This window comes from Frigoribacterium sp. PhB24 (assembly GCF_003755185.1).
Classification (GTDB): domain Bacteria; phylum Actinomycetota; class Actinomycetes; order Actinomycetales; family Microbacteriaceae; genus Frigoribacterium.
On sequence record NZ_RKIC01000013.1, the window covers coordinates 228,279 to 250,138 of the forward strand.

19 protein-coding genes are annotated in these 21,860 nt (G+C 70.7%); 17 read left to right on the forward strand and 2 right to left on the reverse strand.

The features are described from left to right. The 15 genes from tilS to EDF50_RS12880 all read left to right on the forward strand — a co-directional run bounded on the left by tilS (position 1) and on the right by EDF50_RS12880 (position 15,668). Complete coding sequence (tilS, locus tag EDF50_RS12810) at positions 1-993, forward strand: tRNA lysidine(34) synthetase TilS (RefSeq protein WP_123519910.1); 993 nt, start codon at positions 1-3, stop codon at positions 991-993. Positions 994-1,038: 45 nt separating this feature from the next. Beyond that, positions 1,039-1,590 (forward strand): hypoxanthine phosphoribosyltransferase, encoded by a 552-nt coding sequence (gene hpt / locus EDF50_RS12815; protein ID WP_123519911.1) that lies wholly within the window; start codon positions 1,039-1,041, stop codon positions 1,588-1,590. Positions 1,591-1,714: 124 nt separating this feature from the next. Further along, positions 1,715-3,706, forward strand: a complete 1,992-nt coding sequence (gene ftsH / locus EDF50_RS12820; RefSeq protein WP_123519912.1) for an ATP-dependent zinc metalloprotease FtsH — start codon at positions 1,715-1,717, stop codon at positions 3,704-3,706. Positions 3,707-4,442: 736 nt separating this feature from the next. Next, on the forward strand, positions 4,443-5,276 hold the full coding sequence (gene folP / locus EDF50_RS12825; RefSeq protein WP_123519964.1) for a dihydropteroate synthase: 834 nt from the start codon (positions 4,443-4,445) through the stop codon (positions 5,274-5,276). Beyond that, positions 5,273-5,722 carry a dihydroneopterin aldolase gene (gene folB, locus EDF50_RS12830; protein ID WP_233570630.1) on the forward strand — a complete coding sequence of 150 codons (450 nt, stop codon included), beginning with the start codon at positions 5,273-5,275 and terminating at the stop codon, positions 5,720-5,722. Before folP ends, folB begins: the two co-directional genes overlap by 4 nt. After that, positions 5,719-6,273, forward strand: a complete 555-nt coding sequence (folK, locus tag EDF50_RS12835) for a 2-amino-4-hydroxy-6-hydroxymethyldihydropteridine diphosphokinase (protein WP_123519913.1) — start codon at positions 5,719-5,721, stop codon at positions 6,271-6,273. The genes folB and folK overlap by 4 nt, the downstream gene beginning before the upstream one ends. After that, entirely contained in the window at positions 6,270-6,746 is a 477-nt protein-coding gene (locus EDF50_RS12840) for a DUF3180 domain-containing protein (RefSeq protein ID WP_158612716.1), read from the forward strand. Before folK ends, EDF50_RS12840 begins: the two co-directional genes overlap by 4 nt. A 42-nt stretch (positions 6,747-6,788) precedes the next feature. Beyond that, entirely contained in the window at positions 6,789-7,268 is a 480-nt protein-coding gene (locus EDF50_RS12845) for a PH domain-containing protein (RefSeq protein WP_123519915.1), read from the forward strand. Then, entirely contained in the window at positions 7,265-9,079 is a 1,815-nt protein-coding gene (locus tag EDF50_RS12850) for a PH domain-containing protein (RefSeq protein WP_123519916.1), read from the forward strand. The genes EDF50_RS12845 and EDF50_RS12850 overlap by 4 nt, the downstream gene beginning before the upstream one ends. Beyond that, positions 9,076-9,873 carry a Rossmann-like and DUF2520 domain-containing protein gene (locus EDF50_RS12855; RefSeq protein ID WP_123519917.1) on the forward strand — a complete coding sequence of 266 codons (798 nt, stop codon included), beginning with the start codon at positions 9,076-9,078 and terminating at the stop codon, positions 9,871-9,873. The genes EDF50_RS12850 and EDF50_RS12855 overlap by 4 nt, the downstream gene beginning before the upstream one ends. Positions 9,874-9,922: 49 nt before the next feature. Then, the gene (gene lysS, locus EDF50_RS12860; RefSeq protein ID WP_123519918.1) at positions 9,923-11,443 is read left to right on the forward strand and encodes a lysine--tRNA ligase; all 1,521 of its coding nucleotides are present in this window, start codon (positions 9,923-9,925) and stop codon (positions 11,441-11,443) included. Positions 11,444-11,563: 120 nt separating this feature from the next. Beyond that, positions 11,564-11,836, forward strand: coding sequence for a hypothetical protein (locus EDF50_RS12865; protein ID WP_123519919.1), 273 nt, complete (start codon positions 11,564-11,566; stop codon positions 11,834-11,836). 371 nt (positions 11,837-12,207) lie between these two features. Further along, the gene (locus tag EDF50_RS12870; protein WP_123519920.1) at positions 12,208-13,233 is read left to right on the forward strand and encodes a sigma-70 family RNA polymerase sigma factor; all 1,026 of its coding nucleotides are present in this window, start codon (positions 12,208-12,210) and stop codon (positions 13,231-13,233) included. 302 nt (positions 13,234-13,535) lie between these two features. Next, a complete protein-coding gene (locus tag EDF50_RS12875; protein WP_123519921.1) occupies positions 13,536-14,516 on the forward strand; it encodes a hypothetical protein in 981 nt (326 codons plus the stop codon). 300 nt (positions 14,517-14,816) lie between these two features. Next, positions 14,817-15,668: a serine protein kinase RIO gene (locus EDF50_RS12880; protein WP_233570631.1), complete on the forward strand. Its 852-nt coding sequence runs from the start codon at positions 14,817-14,819 to the stop codon at positions 15,666-15,668. A 94-nt stretch (positions 15,669-15,762) separates the two neighbouring features. On the opposite strand, the gene EDF50_RS12885 is transcribed toward EDF50_RS12880, so the two are convergent. Further along, positions 15,763-16,761, reverse strand: coding sequence for an NAD(+)/NADH kinase (locus tag EDF50_RS12885; RefSeq protein WP_123519922.1), 999 nt, complete (start codon positions 16,759-16,761; stop codon positions 15,763-15,765). Between the two features lie 195 nt (positions 16,762-16,956). On the opposite strand from EDF50_RS12885, the gene EDF50_RS12890 reads away from it, so the two are divergent. Further along, a complete protein-coding gene (locus EDF50_RS12890) occupies positions 16,957-19,446 on the forward strand; it encodes an ATP-dependent Clp protease ATP-binding subunit (protein ID WP_123519923.1) in 2,490 nt (829 codons plus the stop codon). A 434-nt stretch (positions 19,447-19,880) separates the two neighbouring features. Here the strand turns inward: EDF50_RS12890 and EDF50_RS12895 are convergent, their stop codons facing one another. After that, on the reverse strand, positions 19,881-21,017 hold the full coding sequence (locus tag EDF50_RS12895; RefSeq protein WP_158612717.1) for an ImmA/IrrE family metallo-endopeptidase: 1,137 nt from the start codon (positions 21,015-21,017) through the stop codon (positions 19,881-19,883). 207 nt (positions 21,018-21,224) lie between these two features. Here EDF50_RS12895 and EDF50_RS12900 point away from each other — a divergent pair, with 207 nt between their 5' ends. Next, on the forward strand, positions 21,225-21,812 hold the full coding sequence (locus EDF50_RS12900; protein ID WP_123519925.1) for an amino-acid N-acetyltransferase: 588 nt from the start codon (positions 21,225-21,227) through the stop codon (positions 21,810-21,812). Positions 21,813-21,860: the final 48 nt, after the last annotated feature.

Below are 21,860 nucleotides of genomic sequence, written 5' to 3' on the forward strand. Positions count from 1 at the left end.
ATGCCCGACAGACCCCGCCTGACCCCTGCGACGGCCGACGTCCGACGTGCCGTGCGCGCCTCCTTGCCCGGTCATGCCGAGGGCGACCTGGTGCTGGTCGCCCTGAGCGGCGGGGCCGATTCGCTCGCGCTCGCGGCGGGTGCCGCCTTCGAGGCACCGCGTGCGGGGTTGCGAGCCGGCGCGGTCGTCGTCGACCACGACCTGCAGGGCGACTCGCGCACCGTCGCGGCGCGCGCGGCCGACCAGGCACGCGGCCTCGGGCTCGACCCGGTCGTCGTCGTGAGGGTCTCGGTCGGCACCGAGGGGGGCCCCGAGGCCGCCGCACGCACCGCCCGCTACGACGCGTTGTCGTCCGTCGCCGCCGAGCACGGGGCCCGCACCGTGCTGCTCGGCCACACCCGCGACGACCAGGCCGAGACGGTGCTGCTCGGCCTCACCCGGGGCAGCGGTGCGACGAGCCTGAGCGGCATGGAGGCGCGCTCGGGTCTCTACGCCCGTCCCCTGTTGGCCGTCGGCCGCTCGACCACGGCGGCGGCGTGCACCGACGCCGGCCTCGACGCGTGGGACGATCCGCACAACGACGACCCGACGTTCACGCGCGTGCGGCTGCGGCGGACCGTCCTGCCGATGCTCGAGCGCGAACTGGGGCCGGGGATCACCGAGGCGCTCGCGCGCACGGCCGACGCCCTGCGCGAGGACTCGGCGGCCCTCGACCACTTCGCCGACGAGATCGCCGAAGAGCTCGCGGACCACGCCGAGGCCGGCATCTCGCTCGACGTGCGCGGGCTCGCCGCCAACCCGGCGGCTCTGCGCCAGCGGCTCATCCGGCTCGCGGTGCAGAGCGAGTTCGGCGTCTCGCTCAGCCGCGTCCAGACCCTCGAGGTCGCTCGGCTGGTGACCGACTGGCACGGGCAGGGGGCGGTGTCGCTGCCGGGCGTTACAGTGGAACGCACCGGAGGCGCGCTGCACTTCTCGGCGACCGGCGCCTCCTGAGATCCCCCCCGCGGCACCCCACGACCCCAGGAGCACGACACCACCATGGAACTCAGCGACATCGAGGCCGACCTGACCAGCGTGCTCTACACCGAAGAGCAGATCCACGCCAAGATCGCCGAGGTCGCGCGGCAGGTCGAGGTCGACTACGCGGGTCGCGAGCCGCTGCTGGTGGGCGTGCTCAAGGGCGCCGTCATGGTGATGGCCGACTTCTCGCGCGAGCTCAAGCTGGCCTCGGCGATGGACTGGATGGCCGTCTCGTCGTACGGCTCGGGTACCAAGTCGTCGGGCGTCGTGCGCATCCTCAAAGACCTCGACAGCGACCTGCACGGCCGCGACGTCATCATCGTCGAGGACATCATCGACTCGGGCCTCACGCTGTCGTGGCTGCTCGAGAACCTGCAGAAGCGCGGCGCGGCGTCGGTCGAGATCTTCGCGCTCTTCCGCAAGCCGGCCGCCGCCAAGGTCGCCGTCGATGTCAAGTACGTCGGCTTCGAGATCCCCAACGACTTCGTCATCGGCTACGGCCTCGACTACGACGAGAAGTACCGCAACCTGCGCGGTGTCGGGGTGCTGGCCCCGCACGTCTACAGCTAGCGGCCCGCTCCCCGGCCGGGCGGATCAAGCCCTCGGCGAACACCCATCCGGGGCATAGCGGCCCCGATGTACCCTTTTGCTCACTTCTTCCTGCAGAAAGGTGTCGGGCGTCGCCCGTACTGACATGGACTTCAAGAAACTCTTCCGCGGTCCGATCATCTACATCGTGATCGCGGTCATCGGCATCGGCATCGGGTGGAGCCTCATCAGCGGTGCGGGCACGACCCAGATCTCGACCCAGAAGGGCCTCGAGGCCATCCAGGCCGACCAGGTCAAGTCGGCGACGATCTTCAGCAACGAGCAACGGGTCGACCTGGTCCTGAAGGACGGCGACAAGGCCGAGCAGTTCTACTACGCGACGCCGCGTGGTTCCGAGGTCGTCTCGGCGATCAACGACGCGAACCTCGAGAACTTCGACGACACTGTCACGCAGACCAGCTGGTTCATGTCGCTGCTCAGCATCCTGCTGCCGTTCCTGATCATCGGTGTCATCTTCTGGTTCCTGCTCTCGTCCATGCAGGGCGGCGGCAGCAAGGTCATGCAGTTCGGCAAGTCCAAGGCCAAGCTGGCGTCGAAAGAGACGCCGCAGGTCATGTTCACCGACGTGGCCGGGGCCGACGAGGCGATCGAAGAACTCGAAGAGATCAAAGAGTTCTTGAAAGAGCCGGCCAAGTTCCAGGCGGTCGGTGCGCGCATCCCCAAGGGCGTCCTGCTCTACGGCCCTCCCGGCACCGGCAAGACGCTGCTCGCCCGGGCCGTCGCCGGTGAGGCCGGCGTCCCCTTCTTCTCGATCTCGGGGTCGGACTTCGTCGAGATGTTCGTCGGCGTCGGCGCCAGCCGAGTCCGCGACCTCTTCGAGCAGGCCAAGCAGAACAGCCCGGCGATCATCTTCGTCGACGAGATCGACGCCGTCGGTCGCCACCGCGGTGCCGGCATCGGCGGCGGCAACGACGAGCGCGAGCAGACCCTCAACCAGTTGCTGGTCGAGATGGACGGCTTCGACGTCAAGACCAACGTCATCCTGATCGCCGCGACGAACCGTCCCGACGTGCTCGACCCGGCCCTGCTCCGTCCCGGCCGCTTCGACCGGCAGATCGGCGTCGACGCGCCCGGCCTCGACGGCCGCAAGCAGATCCTCGAGGTGCACGGCAAGGGCAAGCCCCTCGCCGCCTCGGTCAACCTCGAGGTGCTGGCCCGCAAGACCCCGGGGTTCACCGGTGCCGACCTGGCCAACGTGCTCAACGAGGCCGCGCTGTTGACGGCCCGTTCGAATGCCCAGTTGATCGACAACCGCGCCCTGGACGAGGCGGTCGACCGGGTCATGGCCGGCCCCCAGCGCCGCAGCCGCATCATGAACGACCACGAGAAGCTCATCACCGCGTACCACGAGGGCGGTCACGCCCTCGCCGCCTCGGCCATGCGCCACACCGACCCGGTGACCAAGATCACGATCCTGCCCCGCGGTCGTGCCCTCGGCTACACGATGGTGCTCCCCCTCGAAGACAAGTACTCGGTCACCCGCAACGAGCTGCTCGACCAGCTCACGTACGCCATGGGCGGCCGCGTCGCCGAAGAGCTCGTCTTCCACGACCCGACCACCGGGGCCTCGAACGACATCGAGAAGGCCACGGCGACCGCGCGCAAGATGGTCACCGAGTACGGCATGAGCAACAAGGTCGGCTCGGTCAAGCTCGGCCAGGCGTCGGGCGAGATGATGATGGGCCGCGACGGCAGCTCGCGCGACTACTCCGAGAACATCGCCGAGACCGTCGACGCCGAGGTGCGCGTGCTGCTCGAGCAGGCGCACGACGAGGCGTGGCAGGTCATCAACGACAACCGCGACGTGCTCGACTTCCTCGCTCGCGAGCTGCTCGAGAAAGAGACCCTCGACCACGACGAGCTCGCCGTGATCTTCAAGGACGTCAAGAAACTGCCCGAGCGCCCGCAGTGGCTCTCGAGCGACAAGCGTCCGGTCTCGGACCGCCCGGCGATCCCCATGCCGACGAAGTCGCCCGTCGACGCCGAAGCCGTCGACGGGGGCGTCGACTCCGAGCCGACGACCAAGCCGGCCCGCACGCGTCCGCCCCGCACGACGCCCGGCATCGCCACGGCCTGACGCACGATCGGCTCGACCGGCTGCGCCCAGGCGCAGCCGGTCGGTAGCCTGAGGGCTCGTCCCGAGCACCGAACGGAGGTACCGCTTCGTGACCGACCCGTCCCGCGGCACCCCCGCCGAGTCCGGTGACGACGCCCGCCCGACCGCCGAGGCCCGAGAGGGTGGTGTCGCACCGACGAAGCGTCCTCGCGGTCGAGAGCGTTACCCGGCCGACGTCGTGGTCGACGCACCCCCGGCGTCCGCGCGGGCGGCCGCCGACGTGCTCGCCGCAGGTCCGATCACGCAGGGGCGCCTCGTCCTGGCGCAGAACGAGACCGCGGCCGTTCGTCCGCCGGCCCAGTTGCCGCCCGTCACGCACACGCCGGCCACGACCCCCGCGACCAGCCTCCCCGCCGAGGCACCCGCCGCCACGCAGCCGCCCGTCGTGGCCGCCGCCGCCCGCCCGACGACCGGCGACCTCGCCCCCGCGGCGACCGCGGCCCCCGCTGTCCGTTCGGGCCGTCGGCTGGTGGCCGGCGGCCGGTTCGAGGGGCCGTTGCACGAGCGGTCGTTCGACGACGCCGGCCCCGCGGTCGAGGCCCGACCACGGCCCGAGCGGCAGCGCAGCGGGTCGCACGCGGCACCCTCGGTGCGAGACCGGGTCGCGACCGGCCCGGGGTCGCAGGCCGCGCCTCCTGAGCCGGTTCTCCGACGGTCACGCGACCGTTCCGGCGCGCGTCGGCCGGGTCCGGCCGTCCTGGGCGTCCTCAACGTCACGCCCGACTCGTTCAGCGACGGCGGTCGCCACCTCGACCTCGACGCCGCCCTGGCCCACGCCCGCGCCCTCGTCGCGCAGGGGGCCGACGTCGTCGACGTCGGCGGCGAGTCGACCCGGCCCGGTGCCGCGCGCGTCGAGCCCTCCGACGAGCGGGGCCGGGTGCTGCCGGTCGTGCGCGAACTGGCGTCCGAGGGCATCCGCGTCAGCATCGACACGATGAACGCGTCGACCGCCGCCGCCGCGATCGAGGCCGGCGCCGAGATCGTCAACGACGTGTCGGGCGGTCTCGCCGACGTCGACATGGCCCGGGTCGCCGCCGAGAGCGGTCGCACCTTCGTGGTCATGCACTGGCGTGGTCGGCTCGACGGTTCGGGGCACGCGCCCGCCGCCTCGTCGCGAGACTACGACGGCGACGTCGTCGGCACCGTCGTCGACGAGCTCGCCCGGCGCGTGGACGACCTCGTGGCCCGTGGTGTGGACCCGTCGACGATCGTGCTCGACCCCGGGCTCGGCTTCTCCAAGGACGCCACGCAGAACTGGCAGCTGCTCGGTCACCTCGACGCGCTCGGCCGGCTCGGCCTGCCCGTGCTCGTCGCCGCGTCGCGCAAACGGTTCCTCGCGGACCTCCTGCCCGAGGGCGCGCCGCCCGTCGACCGCGACCCCGCGACCGCCGTCGTCAGCGTGCTGGCCGCGCAGGCCGACGTCTGGGGCGTTCGTGTCCACGACGTCGCCGGCACCCGGCTCGCCCTCGACGTGCTGCAGGCGTGGACCGAGGCCGCGGCGGCTCCGCGGCGCCCGGCGAGGCACGCGTGAGCGGCGTCGGCAGCGGGCCCGACGGCCTGCCCGAGAGCGAGCACGTACCGGTCGGCGAGCCCGCGCCGGCCCTGCGCGCCCGCGGTCTCGACGTGCTGCGCCTGGCCGGTGTGCGGGCGACCGGCCACCACGGCGTCTTCGACCACGAGCGCCGTGACGGCCAGGAGTTCGTCGTCGACGTCGTCGTGCACCTCGACACCACGCCCGCGGCGTCCGGCGACGACCTCGGCGAGACCGTGCACTACGGCGTGCTGGCCGAAGAGCTCGTGGCCGCCGTCGAGCGCGACCCGGTCGACCTGATCGAGACCCTCGCCGAGCGCCTCGCGGCCGTCGTGCTCGCCCATCGAGCGGCCGTCGCGACCGAGGTCACCGTGCACAAGCCGGGGGCCCCGATCACGGTCCCGTTCGGCGACGTGTCGATCACGATCAGCCGGGAGCGCGCGTGACCGGGCCGCGCGTCCGACGGGCGGTGATCGCCCTCGGTTCCAACCTCGGCGACCGCGACGGCCTGTTGCGCGAGGCCGTCCGGGCCGTCGACGCGACGCCCGGCATCACCGTCGTCGCCGCGTCGGCCCCCGTGTCGTCGACGGCCGTGACGCTCGACGGCCTCGATCCGAGCAAGCCGACCTACCTCAACGCCGTGCTGCTCGCCGACGTCACGCTCGACGACGACGCCCTGCTCGACGCGCTGCAGGCGATCGAGGCCACGCACGGGCGCACCCGTGACGTCCGCTGGGGCGACCGGACCCTCGACCTCGACGTCGTCGCCCTCGACGACGAGCGCATCGACACCGAGCGCCTGCAGGTGCCGCATCCCCGCGCCGCCGAGCGGGCTTTCGTGCTCGAGCCCTGGCTCCAGCTGGACCCGGAGGCGCGGCTCGCCGGAGCAGGGCGGGTCGCCGACCTCGCATCCCGCCTCACGGAGCGGACCCGTCCCGTGCCGGGTGCGACCTCGCTGCTCGACCCCGCCCCCGAACCCAGCCCAGGAGCCCCGTGAAGCACACCCGCCCCTCCACCCTGGTCGGCCTGATCATCGTGGCCGTGGCCGCCGGCTTCGTCCTCGACTCGGTCCTGGTGGCCATGCGTCAACCGTCGATCGTGCTGCCCGCGGCGCTCGGCCTCGTGCTGCTCGGCATCGGCGGAGTCGTCGTCTCGATGGCCGTGCCAGTCCGCCGTGTCGCGACCGGGTCGAGCAAGGAGCGCGTCGACCCCTACTACGCCACGCGCGTGCTGCTGCTGGCCAAGGCGAGCAGCCTGTCCGGTGCCCTGTTCGGCGGCTTCGCCGGGGGAGTGCTGCTGTTCGTCCTGTCCCGTGGCGTGGGGGTCGCTGTAGGCTCGCTCGTGCCCGCGATCGTCGCCGTCGTCGGCGGTGCGGGGTTGCTCGTGGCCGGCATCGTCGCCGAGCGCATGTGCACCGTCCCGCCCGCCGACGACGAGAACGGTCAGGGCCCGGGCACGCAGGCGGTCTGACCGCCCGCGGCCCGACCGCCGCCGACCGGAAGAGACGCCGACATGGACCGACTCGACATCCCCGACGCCGAGTGGACGCGCGTCTCGCCCAAGTACGTCTGGCCCGAGTTGCTCGGCTACCTGGTCACCGGCTTGATCGTGGCCGCCGCCACCGTGCCGCTGTGGCTCATCGGCGAGTGGTGGGCGTATGCGATCACGGCCGTGGTGGTGGTGGTGACCGTCGTGGTCGTCGTCCTGACCCCGCGCCGCGTCCGCGCGATCGGCTATCAGCTGCGCGAGGACGACCTGCTGCTGCGGAAGGGCATCCTGTACCTCCGGGTCGTCGCCGTGCCCTACGGCCGCATGCAGCTGATCGACATCAACCGGGGCCCGGTCGTGCGGGCCCTCGGTCTCAGTGACCTCAAATTCGTCACCGCGGCCGCGGCGTCGGCCGTGACGATCCCGGGCGTCCCCGCCGACGAGGCCGAGCGGTTGCGCGACCGCCTCGTCGAGCTGGCCGAATCGCGTCGGGCCGGTCTGTGAGCGACCCCCGCGCCGAGGGGCACGGGGGCGGAGGCCGACCCGCGCCTCCGGACGTCGCCGCCCTCACCGACGGCGAGTGGCACCGCCTGCACCCGGCCACCCCGTTGCTCAAGGGGGGCATCGCGCTGGCCGCCGTGCTCGTGATCCTGTTCAACAACGCGCGCGAGTACGTCGTCGAGCTGTTCGTGCCGGGCGGTAGGCGAGGGGACGAGGGCGACCCGTTCGGCTACGTCGTCGACCAGGGCTGGTTGGGCCTGCTGCTGCTCGCGGTGTTCGTGGTCATCGCGCTGTTCGTCGGTGGCTTCTGGTTGTCGTGGCGCATGCACACCTTCCGCGTCGGCGACGACGTGGTCGAGGTGCGGAGCGGCATCGTGTTCCGGACCAACCGACGGGCGCGGCTCGACCGCATCCAGGGCATCAACATCCAGCGCCCGCTGCTCGCCCGGGTCTTCGGCGCCGCCAAGCTCGAGGTCAACCAGGCCGGGCAGGACGCCAACGTCACCCTCGCCTACCTCCGCTCGGCGTCGGCGGACGACCTGCGCCGCGAGATCCTGCGGCGCGCGGGCGGGGCGCAGCAGCAGCACGCCCCTGCCGCCGACGCCGGCTCGCCGAGCGCCGACGCCGGCTCGCCAACCGACGCCGACGCGGCCGTGGCCGCGGGGCAGCCCGATGCGCACGCTCCGCACCGGCAGGGCTTCGGCGGTCTCGTCGAGCAGCGCGCGAACGAGTTCCTGGCGCCCGAGCTCGACCCCGACGAGGCACCACCGCAGTCCGTCGTGGCCCTCTCGCCGGGTCGCCTGATCGGTTCGACCGTCTTGAGCGGTTACACGTTGTTCCTCGTCGCCGTCGTCGTCGCGATCGCGGTCAGCGTGATCACGACGGGCGAGTGGTTCCTGCTCTTCGTGCTGCTGCCGGCCGTGCTCGGCTCGGGCGGCTTCTACGTCAACCGCATCACCAAGTCGCTGCGCTACACGATCGCCGGCACGCGCGACGGGGTCCGCATCGGGTACGGCCTGTTCTCGACCTCGAACGAGACGCTGCCGCCCGGTCGCATCCACTCGGTCAAGGTCAGTCAGCCGCTGCTCTGGCGCCCGTTCGGCTGGTGGGACGTCAAGATCAACCGCGCCTCGCGCTCGAGCACCAAGGGTGCCGCGGGCCAGGAGAACACGACGATCCTGCCGGTCGGTGACGAGGACGACGTCCGCCGCGTCCTCGAACTCGTCCTGCCCGAGCTGGTGGGCGTGGCCGCCGTGGGCGTCGCCGCCGAGGAGGCGCGGGCCGGGTCCACCGCGCCGGCGCAGGCCCCCGAGACGGTCGCCCCCGAGACGGTCGCCTCCGCGGCGGTCGCCTCCGCGGCGGGGGAGGCCGCGCCTCCTGGCGTCCGCGACGCCGTCGAGGCGACGACCGAGCACACCCTCTCGCTCGTCGAGGGCGGGCTGAGGTCGAGCGGCACCGACGGCGGCTTCACCGTGTCGCCGCGCCGGGCCGCCGTGCTGCGCTGGTTCTCGTGGCGGCGCAACGGGTTCCGCTCGGCACCGGGCGCGTTGCTGCTGCGCAAGGGCGCGATCTGGCGTCAGCTCGTCATCGTGCCGCTGCCCCGGGTGCAGAGCGTCGGCCTCGTGCAGGGTCCGCTGCGGCGTCGCCTGCGACTCGCGACCGTGCACCTGCACACCGTCCAGGGGCCGATCGTGGCCGAGATCGGCGCGCTCGACCAGGACGACGCCCTCGACTTCTTCACCACCGCCGCTCGGGAGGCGGTCGTCGCCGCCCGCGCCGACCGCACCCACCGCTGGAGCGAGGAGACCTCGTGAACGACCCGTACGGCCCGCCCGCGAACGAGCGCGGTCCGGACCGTCGCAGCGGTCGTCTGGGCGTGGGCATCGTCGGTGCCGGCCGGGTCGGGCCCGTCCTCGGCGCCGCGCTCGCCGCCGCGGGCCACGCGATCGTCGGCATCTCGGCCGTGTCCGAGCGCAGCCGGGACCGGGCCGAGGCGATCCTGCCGGGCGTGCCCCTGCTGACCGTGCCCCAGATCGTCGAGCGCAGCGAGCTCGTGCTGCTCGCCGTCCCCGACGACCAGCTCGCCGACCTCGTCCAGGGCCTGGCCGCGACGGGCACCTGGCAGCCCGGACAGCTCGTCGTGCACACCTCGCCCCGGCACGGACTCGAGGTGCTGCGGCCCGCCCTCGCGTCGGGGGCGATCCCGCTGGCGATCCACCCGGCCCTCGCCTTCACGGGCACGACCATCGACCTCGTGCGGTTGCGCGACGCCTGGTGCGCCGTCACCGCACCGACGCCCGTGCAGCCGATCGGTCAGGCGCTCGTCGTCGAGATGGGCGCCGAGCCCGTCATCGTGGCCGAGGCCGACCGGGCCCGCTACGCCGAGGCGATCGCGACGGCCACCGAGTTCTCGGCCGCCATCGTCACGCAGTCGGTCGGGTTGCTGACCGAGCTGGGCCTGCCCGAGCCCGGCCGGCTGCTCGCGCCGCTCATGCGATCGGCGATGGACGCCGCCCTCGGCGAGGCCGGCGGCTCGGTCGGCCCCGGTACCATCGACATGGCCTCGTTCGACGACGGCCCCACCGCGTTCGGTGACCCGCGCGCCTGACCCGGCCCGCGCCTCCCGCCCCCTCCACCACCCCAGGAGCACCTGACACATGACCGCCGCGCCCGACCCGACCACCACGACAGACGACGAGGTGGCCACCGCCGCACGCGAGGCGTCGGAGCAGAAGCAGGTGCGGCTCGACAAGCGCGCCCGTCTGCTCGAGGCCGGTGTCGAGGCGTACCCGGTCGGTGTGCCGATCACCGACACGATCGGTGCGGTCCGCGCCCGGTACGCCGAGCTCGAGACCGACAGCCGATCGGGTGACGTCGTCGGGCTCGCCGGCCGTGTCGTGCACGCGCGCAACACCGGCAAGCTCTGCTTCGCCGCGCTGCAGGCGGGCGACGGCAGCCGCATCCAGGCCATGGTCTCGCTCGCCGAGGTGGGCGAGCAGCGCCTCGCTGACTGGAAAGACCTGGTCGACCTGGGCGACCACGTCTTCGTGAAGGGCGAGGTCATCTCGTCCCGTCGTGGCGAGCTGTCGATCATGGTCAGCGACTGGTCGATCGCCGCCAAGGCGATCCTGCCGCTGCCGAACCTGCACTCCGAGCTCAGCGAAGAGACGCGTGTGCGTCAGCGCTACCTCGACCTGATCGTGCGCGAGCAGGCCCGCGTCACCGTCCGGGCCCGGGCCGCCGCGGTCTCGTCGCTGCGTCGCACCTTCGACTCGTACGAGTACCTCGAGGTCGAGACGCCCATGCTGCAGACGATGCACGGCGGCGCGGCGGCCCGGCCGTTCCAGACGCACAGCAACGCCTTCGACACCGAGCTGTACCTGCGCATCGCCCCCGAGCTGTTCCTCAAGCGGGCCGTCGTCGGTGGCATCGACCGGGTCTTCGAGATCAACCGCAACTTCCGCAACGAGGGCGCCGACTCGACGCACTCGCCCGAGTTCGCGATGGTCGAGGCCTACCAGGCCTACGGCGACTACGACCAGATGGCCCGCCTGACGCAAGAGCTCGTGCAGAACGCCGCCCTGGCCGTCGCCGGCTCGCACCTCGTCACGCTCGCCGACGGCACCGAGTACGACCTCGGCGGCGAGTGGGCACGCGTGCCGATGTACGAGTCGCTCAGCGAGGCGTCGGGAGTCGACGTCACCCCGTCGACCTCGGTGGCCGACCTGCAGGCGCTCGCCGCGACGGTCGACCTGGTCGTGCCGCACGAGACCCACGGCAAGCTCGTCGAAGAGCTCTGGGAGCACTTCGTCAAGCCGTCGCTGGACCGCCCGACCTTCGTGGTCGACTTCCCGGTCGACACGAGCCCCCTCGTCCGCCAGCACCGCTCGAAGCCGGGCGTCGTCGAGAAGTGGGACTTGTACGTCCGCGGCTTCGAGCTCGCCACCGCGTACTCCGAGCTGGTCGACCCGGTCATCCAACGCGAGCGCTTCGTCGAGCAGGCCGCCCTGTCGGCCCGCGGCGACGCCGAGGCCATGCGCCTCGACGACGACTTCCTCACGGCGCTCGAACACGGCATGCCGCCGAGCGGCGGCATGGGCATGGGCATCGACCGCCTGCTCATGGCGATCACGGGGCTCGGCATCCGCGAGACGATCCTCTTCCCGCTCGTCAAGTAGGGCTCGCGCTCGCGTGTCGAGCGCAGGAGGCGCGGTGCCGGTCGGGCACCGCGCCTCCGTCCGTCTCGGCGTCGAGAGGAGCACGTGGTTTTCCCCGGGAGGTCGACGTACCCTGGTCGGGTGCCTGAGTCCCTTGCCGGAGCCATCGTCTTCTCCGTGACGCCCACCATCGTCGTGGGCCTCATCTTCTGGTTCATCGTCCGGGCACTGCTGCGCTCCGACCGCACCGAGCGTGCCGTCTACGCCAAGGTCGAGGCCGAAGAGCGCGCCAAGGCCGAGGCCGAAGAGCGCGCCGAGTCGCGCGACCTCGCCGCCGCGGCCGATCGCGCCGACCTCGCGGGCCGCTCGGGCCGCTCGAGCCGCTCGGGCCGCACGGGCCACGGCGCGGTCTAGCCCGGCTCCTCAGCCTCTCGGGGGCGTCGCCGACGGGCGCGTCCCCGGATCTCGGCACCGCGCCTCCTGGGTTCGCGGTGCCGTTCGTCGTACCCCGACAGATCCCGGGCCGAGTTTCCGGTGAACGAGCTGAGAATGTGTACCCCCGCCGTGCTAGCGGCCTCCTATACCTGATCGGGGCTGCTGTCAAACGTCGTTCGCCTTCGTACCCCGTCGTCGTCGAAACTCTGGATGTGCGCTCCGAGAAGTCCCGTGAGGGCCCGCGTCGGCTTTTGGCGGCCCTGCGGGACACGCCAGACTTTGGGTACGCCGACGAGCTTCACGAACTAATCGACGCGACACCAGGTCAGTACTCGAGCAGGGAGAGAACGATGACGACCACTTCCGTCACCACGCGCAACACCACCACGACAACGACCGACGACACCGAGGTCGAAGTCCTGTCACAGGTCCGAGGGGCCTCCACCGACCAGGTCGGCGACTACCTCCGCCACATCGGTCGCATGCCGCTGCTCGACGCAGCAGAAGAGACCGAGATCGCCCGCCGCATCGAGGTCGGCCTGTTCGCGGGCGAGAAGCTCAAAGACCTCCAGGCGGCCGACGCCGTCAAGAAGAACCGCACCAAGGCCCACGCCGAGATGTTGCGTGACCTCCGCTGGCTCCAGCACGACGGCGAGCGTGCGAAAGACCGCATGATCACCGCGAACCTCCGTCTCGTCGTCAGCATCGCCAAGCGCTACACGCAGCGCGGCCTGCCCTTCATGGACGTCATCCAAGAAGGCAACCTCGGTCTCGTCCGCGCCGTCGAGAAGTTCGACTACACGCAGGGCTACAAGTTCTCGACCTACGCGACCTGGTGGATTCGTCAGGCCATCGCCCGCGGCCTGGCCGACAAGGCCCGTGCCATCCGCATCCCGGTGCACACGGTCGAGCGCATCAACCGCATCTCGCGGGCCGAGCGCGACCTGACCGTCGACCTGGGCCGCGCGCCCACCGTCGACGAGGTCGCCGAAGAGGTCGCCATGGAGGTCGCCGACCTCATCGAGCTCAAGTCCCGTTCGCACGAGCCGGTGTCGATCCACACCGTCGTCGGTGACGCCGAGGACAGCGAGCTGGGCGACTTCATCGAGGACGAAGAGACCCCGTCGCCCACGCAGGCCACCGAGAGCTCGCTGCTCAACCGTGACATGCACGCCCTCGTGGCGACGCTGCCCGACGACGAGGCACGCGTCATCCGCATGCGCTTCGGCCTCGACGACGACCAGCCGATGACCCTCGACGAGATCTCGAAGCGCGTCCACTCGTCGCGTCAGGCGGTCTCGCGCGTCGAGAGCCGGGCACGCCTCCGCATGTTCGCGAAGGCCGTCAGCCAAGACCTCCAGCTCTACCTGCAGTAGGCCGAAGGCGGCTCCGCCGCCGCACGCCGTACCACGTGAGGGCCGCCGCCCCGGGTCATCCCGGGTGGCGGCCCTTCGTCGTGCCCGGGCCTCTCGTGTCTCATCAGCCCGCTCACCGGTCGTATCAGCCGGAGGCCAGTCCTGCCGAGTGGGCGGATGGTGCTCTGCGTCGGGCAGGGATCAGCATCTTCTGCCCATCCGGGCGGCGGGACGTCTGGTCCCCAGGGCCGACGTGCACGCACTCGTCCCGAGGCGACGACATGAGGAGGCGCGGGCCACGTCCCAGCGGTCAGTCTCGACGGGTGCCGCGCATCGTCGTCCCCTCGCCGCTTTCCGATCGCCCCTTCGCCGTCGCCGAGGCCCACCGTGCAGGTCTCGGCGTCGGACGACTCCGAGGCTCCGACCTCGAGGCGCCGCACCGTGGCGTCCGGCGCCTCGTCGGCCTGGGCCGTGACCCACACGGTCCCCCGCTCGACCTGATGCAGACGGCACGGTCGCTGCATCCGGTGATGCTGGACGACTGGCGTTTCTCCCACGTGACGGCCCTCGGTCTCTGGGGTCTCCCCGTCCCGTGGCGGGTCCGAGACGGCATGGAGCCTCTGCACGTCACCTCGATCGGCGGACGGGGCCCGCGACGGCCCGGTGTCGTGACGCACCGGGTCCGGTCGGTTCCCGACGTCGCGGTCATGACCGACGTCGGTGCGGCACGGCCCGAGCCGGGTCGTCCGCAGCTGCTCGTCGAGGGTCTCCCGGTGGACGATCCTGTCACGGCGTGGGTGGAGAGCGGGTCCTTGCTGACGCTCGACGACCTCGTCCGTGCCGGCGACGCGATCGTAGGCTCCTGGTCCGAGTGCGGCACGGCGCGAGAGCGCAGCCTCGACGAGCTCGAACGTGCAATTCGCTCTGCCCGGGGTCGGCGTGGTGTCAGTCGTGTCCGCGAAGCCTTCGCGTTGGTGCGACCCGGGGTCGAGTCGCCCAAGGAGACCGAGCTCCGACTGCTCCTCCTGCGGGCTGGTCTGCCCGAGCCCGAGATCAACGCCCGGACGTACGACGACAACGGGCGCTACCTCGGCAAGCCCGACCTGCGGTACCTGTGGTGCAAGGTCGCCGTCGAGTACGAGGGTGACGAACACCGCCGCGACCCGTCGAGGTTCCGCACCGACATCCTGCGGCGAGAACGATTCGCCGATGCCGGTTGGCGGACCGTCCGGTGCACGGACGACGACCTGCACGGGCGCCGGGCCGACGAACTCGTCGCCCGAGTGCGCCGACGCCTCGCGTGAAGCGCTCGAGCGGGCAAGAGATGCTTTTCCGGCCCGGCTCACGAGCATGTTCTGCCCACTCGCGCGCCGCGAGGCTGGAACCGGGCATCGACAGGGGAGGCGCGGGGCGGTACGGTGGGCGGACCCTGGCCACGAGGTGGCCGGGCCACGAGAGGCTCCACGAGAGGGGTGATGAGCATGACTGCCGTCAACGCACACCACGCGTACCCCACTCACCCCGAGACCCTCCGCCCGTAGCGACCGCCGCGCGACGCTCGTCGTGCCCGCCGGGCAGGTCTCACGCCTCCCCTGGAGCATCGCTTGACCTTCTCCGACGATTTCGTCGTACCCACCTTCTCCACCGCCGACCCCGACGTCGACGCCGACCAGCGCTGGTCCACCTGGCCGGCCGCCACCCCCACCGAACGCGGGCCCCGGCCGTGGCCCGCCTGGGTGGTCACCTCGGCCGCCGCGATCGACACCGAGCTCGGCGTCGTCAAGACCGGCAAGGAGGCCGACGTCCACCTCGTCGATCGAGCCGTGCCGGCGGACGTCGTGCTCGGCGCCGGTGACGGAGCCCGCGCCTCCTTGCTCGCCGCCAAGCGGTACCGCGGACCCGAGCAGAGTGACTTCCACCGCTCCTCCGAGTACCGCGAAGGCCGGCGTGTGCGCAACACCCGCGACGGTCGGGCGATGGCCCGAGGGTCGCAGCACGGCCGTCGGGTGCAGGCGGGGCTCTGGGCCGCGGCCGAGTTCGACGCCCTCTGCCGCATGCACGCGCTCGGCGTCGCCGTCCCCTACCCGGTGCAGATCAGCGGCACCGAGATCCTGATGGAGTTCGTCGGGCACGGGGTCGAAGCCGCCCCACGACTCGCCCAGGTCAAGGACGACGGCGCCACGCTGTGGCCGTTGTTCGAGCAGGTGCGCGAGATCGTGCTCGGCTTCGCCCGGGCCGGCTTCGCGCACGGGGACCTCTCGCCGTACAACCTGCTGGTCCACGACGGCCGGGTGGTCGCCATCGACGTGCCCCAGCTGGTCGACGTCGCGAGCAACCCGACCGGTGTCGACCTGCTCGAACGCGACTGCCGCAACGTCTGCGCCTGGTTCGCCCGTCGCGGGTTCGTGCGGGACCCCGAGCAGGTCTTCGCCGAGGCGCTCGGCGAGGTGTACTAGCCGGGCCGGGCCGGGCCGGGCCGGCGACGGCGGCAGAGCGCAGGAGGCGCGGTGCGCGTCGACCGCACACCGCGCCTCCTCGGGGGTGGTCGCGTCAGCGCACGGGGCTGATGCCGGTGACGGCGGTGTCGTCGTCGTGCACGACCCCGGCGATGCCGCCGGCGCGTTCGGCGCGCTCACGGAACCGCGCCCGGACGTCGGTCGGGACGAGCTCGAGGAGCTGGTCCTCACGGAGCGGCAGGTCGAGCAGGCTGAGCTTGAGGCGACCCTTGCGGCCGTGCCGGTCGGCGTCGAGCCGGATGACCTGGCCCGCGTCACGCCGCAGCACGAGCCTGATGACGCACCCCTCGCTGACGTCGGCGACCACGCGGCCGTCGACCTCGAGGGCCGCCGAATGGGTTCCGTCGCCGATCTCGAACCGCAGCTGCTCGCGCGGGCCCAGCACCACCGAGCGGTCGATGCCCGACATCGGTGCCACCGGGGTGACGACGACGGCGGCGATCGCGGGCGACAGGATCGGACCGCCCGCGGCGTAGTTGTAGGCGGTCGACCCGGCCGGTGTCGCCGCCACGATCGCGTCGGCCTTGTAGTAGCCGTAGGGCGTCTCGTCGAGCACGAGGTCGGCCGAGACGACGCCCTCGCCCGGGCGGCGGGCCACCGAGGCGTCGTTGAAGGCCAGGTAGGTGTTCTCGAAGCCGGTCGTCGAGTGCGTGACCTCGAGGGCGTGGTGCGGTTCGAGCGAGAACTGCTTCTGGCCGACGCGGTCGAGCGCCTCGGGCAGTTCGTGCGGCTCGACCTCGACGAGGAAGCCCACGTTGCCGTAGTTGACGCCGAGAACGGGCACGGGGCGCTCGGCCACGAGGCGCATGGCGCCCAGCATCGTGCCGTCGCCACCGAGGGCCACCACGACGGTGACGCGCTCGCGGAAGGCACGTTCGTCGACCAGCTCGACGCCGTCGCCGACCCGGGCGGCGTCAGAGGTCATGGCGACGAGGTGCGCCTGCGAGCGGGTCGTCCAACCCCGGATGATCTCGACGCTGTCGAGCACCGATTTGGTGGGGTGCGGAACGAGGCCGACCGTGAACTTGCCCATGCACGCGAGGCTAGCTCTCGCCCCTGTCAGCGCGCCCTGTCAGCCCGCCTGCGCACTGCTCTATGCCCCCAGCGAACAGGGGCAGATTAAGCCCCGAGGCCTGGTTACTCTCTCTGTAAACCGGTGCCGAACCCTGCGGGCGCCAGATGCACATTCGGTGGCGACAACCACCCCGCCACCTAGGGAGCAAAGAAGATGTTCGAGAGATTCACCGACCGTGCCCGTCGCGTCGTCGTCCTCGCCCAAGAAGAGGCGAAGATGCTGAACCACAACTACATCGGCACCGAGCACATCCTGCTCGGTCTGATCCACGAGGGCGAAGGCGTCGCCGCCAAGGCCCTCGAGTCGCTGGGCATCTCGCTCGACGCCGTGCGCGAGCAGGTGCAAGACATCATCGGCCAGGGCCAGCAGCAGCCGACCGGCCACATCCCCTTCACGCCCCGGGCGAAGAAGGTCCTCGAGTTGAGCCTGCGCGAGGCGCTGCAGCTCGGCCACAACTACATCGGCACCGAGCACATCCTGCTCGGCCTCATCCGCGAGGGTGAAGGAGTCGCCGCCCAGGTGCTCGTGAAGCTCGGCGCAGACCTCAACAGGGTGCGTCAGCAGGTCATCCAGCTCCTCTCCGGCTACCAGGGGAAAGAGGCGGTGGCCGTGGGCGGTGAGCAGACCCAGGGCGCGCAGGGCGGCAGCCAGGTGCTCGACCAGTTCGGTCGCAACCTGACGCAGGCCGCGCGCGACAACAAGCTCGACCCGGTCATCGGGCGCGAGAAAGAGATGGAGCGGGTCATGCAGATCCTCTCCCGTCGCTCGAAGAACAACCCCGTCCTGATCGGTGAGCCCGGGGTCGGCAAGACCGCCGTCGTCGAGGGCCTGGCCCAGGCGATCGTCAAGGGCGAGGTGCCCGAGACGCTGAAGGACAAGCAGCTCTACTCGCTCGACCTCGGTTCGCTCATCGCCGGAAGCCGCTACCGCGGTGACTTCGAGGAGCGCCTCAAGAAGGTCACCAAAGAGATCCGCACGCGCGGCGACATCATCGTCTTCATCGACGAGATCCACACCCTCGTGGGTGCGGGTGCCGCCGAGGGCGCCATCGACGCGGCGTCGATCCTCAAGCCGCTGCTCGCCCGCGGCGAGTTGCAGACCATCGGTGCGACCACGCTCGACGAGTACCGCAAGCACTTCGAGAAGGACGCCGCGCTCGAGCGCCGCTTCCAGCCCGTGCAGGTCAACGAGCCCTCGCTGCCCCACGCGATCAACATCCTCAAGGGGCTGCGCGACAAGTACGAGGCCTTCCACAAGGTGTCCATCACCGACGGCGCGATCGTCGCGGCGGCGAACCTCGCCGACCGCTACGTCAGCGACCGCTTCCTGCCCGACAAGGCCATCGACCTGATCGACGAGGCCGGCGCCCGCCTGCGACTGTCGATCCTGTCCGCGCCGCCCGAGCTGCGCGAGTTCGACGAGCGCATCGCCGGCGTCCGCGGCCAGAAAGAGGGCGCGATCGAAGATCAGGACTTCGAGAAGGCCGCCTCGCTGCGCGACGAAGAGAAGAAGCTGCTCGGTGAGCGGCTCCGTCTCGAGAAGCAGTGGCGTTCGGGCGAGGCCGGCGCCGGCGGAACCGTCGACGAGGGCATAATCGCCGAGGTGCTGGCCCAGGCCACGGGCATCCCGGTCTTCAAGCTCACCGAAGAAGAGACCTCGCGTCTCGTCTTCATGGAGAAGGCCCTGCACCAGCGCGTCATCGGTCAGGAGCAGGCCATCGCGGCCCTCTCGAAGACCATCCGACGCACGCGTGCCGGCCTGAAGGACCCCAAGCGCCCCTCCGGCTCGTTCATCTTCGCCGGGCCCACGGGTGTCGGCAAGACCGAGCTGGCGAAGGCGCTCGCCGAGTTCCTCTTCGACGACGAGGGCGCTCTCATCTCGCTCGACATGTCCGAGTACGGCGAGAAGCACACCGTCTCGCGTCTGTTCGGTGCCCCTCCCGGGTTCGTCGGCTTCGAAGAGGGCGGCCAGCTGACCGAGAAGGTCCGCCGCAAGCCGTTCTCCGTCGTGCTGTTCGACGAGATCGAGAAGGCCCACCCCGACATCTTCAACTCGCTGTTGCAGGTGCTCGAAGAGGGTCGACTCACCGACGGTCAGGGTCGCGTCGTCGACTTCAAGAACACGGTCATCATCATGACGACCAACCTCGGGACGAAAGACATCACGGGCGGTCCCGTGGGCTTCCAGATCGAGGGCGACACGGCCACGTCGTACGACCGCATGCGCTCGAAGGTCACCGAAGAGCTCAAGAAGCACTTCAAGCCCGAGTTCTTGAACCGCGTCGACGAGACCATCGTGTTCCCGCAGCTCAACCAGGCCGAACTGCTGCAGATCGTCGACCTGTTCATCAAGCGCCTGTCCGACCGTCTGCTCGACCGCGACATGACGGCCGTGCTCTCGCAGTCCGCGAAAGAGAAGCTCATCGAGATCGGGTTCGACCCGTCGCTCGGTGCCCGTCCGCTGCGTCGTGCGATCCAGCACGAGGTCGAGGACCGCCTCTCCGAGCGCATCCTGCAGGGTGAGCTCAACGCGGGCGACCACGTCCAGGTCGACTTCGTCGACGGTGAGTTCACCTTCGCCACCTCGCGTCAGCCGGGTCGCGAAGAAGTCCTCGTGGGCGACGCCCCCGAGCTCGAGAGCTAGGCGCGACACCAGCACGACGGTCACACCGAAGGAGGCGCGGGTCGCCTTCGACGCCCGGGGCGGTCTCTCACGAGAGAGGCCGCCCTTCGGCGTACCCGGGGACGGGTCGCGAACGCGTCGGTAGTGACCAGACGTCTCAGGCGGCAGAGCACCATGCAAAGTAGGTGTGCGCCTCCGTCGGGGAATCCAGAAGACGACGTGGGTGGCGGCGTAGGGCCGTGACGTGCTGCCACGCGTTCTGCGCGGTAAGCCGTCTACTTCGTACGGCGAGTCTCAAGAGCTGACAGGTCGAGTACGTGACCACCTCAAGGGTTCGTGCTAAGTCGCGGGCCGCTTGGTCATCGGTCACGAAGACATCACCGGAACTGCGATTGCTGATGATCGCCAAGGCTTCGGCCTCGCCAAGGTGCTTCTTCGGCGAATCGCCAGTCGGGTCAGTCGTCCACGCCCAGCAGCCGGGCGAGATCGTCGAGGGACCCAGCCGACGCCGGGGGCGGGGCGAGCTCTCGTGCCACCTCGTCCTCAACGTCCCCGAGCATCCAGGCGAGCGACGCAGCACGAAGTGCTCCCGCCTCCACACCCTCTCGATGCGCAGTCACGAGGTGTGCCGGGAACCGCCGCGTAGACGCCTCTTGCATTCTTTCCGTGATCTCGTCGTGGGTACCCTGCTTGAGCGTCGGCGCGTGGGCCCGCAAGAACCTCTGCGTGGGCGACGACAGCAGCCGATCGAGCTCCGGGCGGAGGAGGCCGAGGCTCTCGAGTCGGGCCCTCAACGATTTGGTGGACACACCCAGTTCCCAGACGAGGGTTGCCATGTGTGCCGTCGAGACACTGGTCCAATCGGTCTCATGCATGACGGCTGATGGCATGAGAAGTTCGGCTGCGAAAGCGTTCGCTGCGAGCTCGTGCTGGGTCGCGTGGGGATCGACGGCATCGATCGGGGACAGCGTGCCCTGGGCGATGTGTCCTAGCTCATGAGCCATGGACCAGTTCTGGAAGAACCAGTTACTGGTGTTTCCGATGACTATCACGTGTCGTTCTCCGACGCCGAGGGAGTAACCGTTGCCAGCCCCCTCGACGCGAATCACGTCGATGCCGAAGGTGTCCTCTAGCGCCGGTGCCAGGACACGGACGAAGTCCGGCCCGGTCGACAGTGCTAAAGCCGATCGCGTCTGGACTGCGGACAAGCCGGTGATGCTCGCACGGCCGTAGGTCGGTGGTGCTGTTCCCCTGCCCGCCACCTGTTCGTAGAGCAGAGCCACGTTCTCGATGGTCGGTCGCGCCTGCTGCCAGTCGGGGCTGTCGTGGGTTTTCGTCTCGTGATCGAAGGTGTGCCGTGCAGCCACGCGGACCTCGAAGGGATCAGGTTCCCCGGTGGCGAGCCAGTGCACCGACGTCCTGAGCTGAGCGGCGATGTCGACGAGTTCCCTGATGCCGAAGCCCCTCAGGTCGCTCAGAGAGCGCGACAATGCATCCGGTGTCATCCCGACGGATCGGGCGAGGTCGAGTTGTGTGCGGTTCGGCTGCGACGCGGCCAACATGGCGCGGATGCGGTCGCCGATCGTCTCCATGAGGATCACGTTAGACGAGAGTTGGTGATTTCCCAATTGAACCTCCTGTGTGTTCGACGATTGTGGATCGAGAAGATCCGCTTTCATCTACGTGAGATGCCAATCCGTGGAGGAAGTGGCCAGTATCGGCTGCGGGGACGAGGCATCGGCGCGTCGGTAGGCTGGGCGGTGGCCCGCGCCTCCTCGGGTCGTCTTCGAGGGAGTCCCATGTCAGACGCGGCAGACGCGCCCATCGGTGTCGGCGGGCTCGGCGGTGCCGGCGGGCTCGGCGGTGCCGACCGGCACGGCATCACGGTGCGCAACGCCGTCGTCAGCGATGTGCCGCACATCCAGCGGCTGTGCGAGCCGTTCGTGCAGAAGCGCATCCTGCTCGGCAAGGACCTCGTGACGCTGTACGGCGACGTCCAGGAGTTCCAGATCGCGGTCGGGCCCGACGGGGTGCCGATCGGCTGCGGCGCGCTGCACGTCATGTGGGACGACCTGGCCGAGGTGCGGACGCTCGCCCTCGACGCCGCGTGGATTCGCAAGGGGGTCGGCCACCGCCTCCTCGAGTCGCTCGAAGGGGCGGCCCGAAAGCTCGAGATCGGCCGGCTGTTCTGCCTGACGTTCGAGGTCGACTTCTTCGAGAAGCACGGGTACCTCAACGTCGGCGACGAGGGGCTCGTCCCGCCGGACGTCTACGGCGAGCTCGTCCGCTCCACCGACGAGGGCGTGGCGGAGTTCCTCGACCTGGCCCGCGTGAAGCCCAACACGCTGGGCAACTCGCGCATGCTCAAGGCGCTGCCCGCGGTCTAGTCATTCGCGCGACGACTCGACCCGCGCCTCCTGGCCTCTGGGGGTCCG

What these genes read in the sequence shown, in the direction of transcription:
- lysS (WP_123519918.1), top strand. Translation starts at nt 9,923, where the DNA reads ATGACCGCCGCGCCCGACCCGACCACCACGACAGACGACGAGGTGGCC.
- EDF50_RS12900 (WP_123519925.1), top strand. Translation starts at nt 21,225, where the DNA reads ATGTCAGACGCGGCAGACGCGCCCATCGGTGTCGGCGGGCTCGGCGGT.
- EDF50_RS12890 (WP_123519923.1), top strand. Translation starts at nt 16,957, where the DNA reads ATGTTCGAGAGATTCACCGACCGTGCCCGTCGCGTCGTCGTCCTCGCC.
- EDF50_RS12870 (WP_123519920.1), top strand. Translation starts at nt 12,208, where the DNA reads ATGACGACCACTTCCGTCACCACGCGCAACACCACCACGACAACGACC.
- hpt (WP_123519911.1), top strand. Translation starts at nt 1,039, where the DNA reads ATGGAACTCAGCGACATCGAGGCCGACCTGACCAGCGTGCTCTACACC.
- EDF50_RS12895 (WP_158612717.1), bottom strand. Translation starts at nt 21,017, where the DNA reads ATGGAGACGATCGGCGACCGCATCCGCGCCATGTTGGCCGCGTCGCAG.
- tilS (WP_123519910.1), top strand. Translation starts at nt 1, where the DNA reads ATGCCCGACAGACCCCGCCTGACCCCTGCGACGGCCGACGTCCGACGT.
- EDF50_RS12845 (WP_123519915.1), top strand. Translation starts at nt 6,789, where the DNA reads ATGGACCGACTCGACATCCCCGACGCCGAGTGGACGCGCGTCTCGCCC.
- EDF50_RS12885 (WP_123519922.1), bottom strand. Translation starts at nt 16,761, where the DNA reads ATGGGCAAGTTCACGGTCGGCCTCGTTCCGCACCCCACCAAATCGGTG.
- ftsH (WP_123519912.1), top strand. Translation starts at nt 1,715, where the DNA reads ATGGACTTCAAGAAACTCTTCCGCGGTCCGATCATCTACATCGTGATC.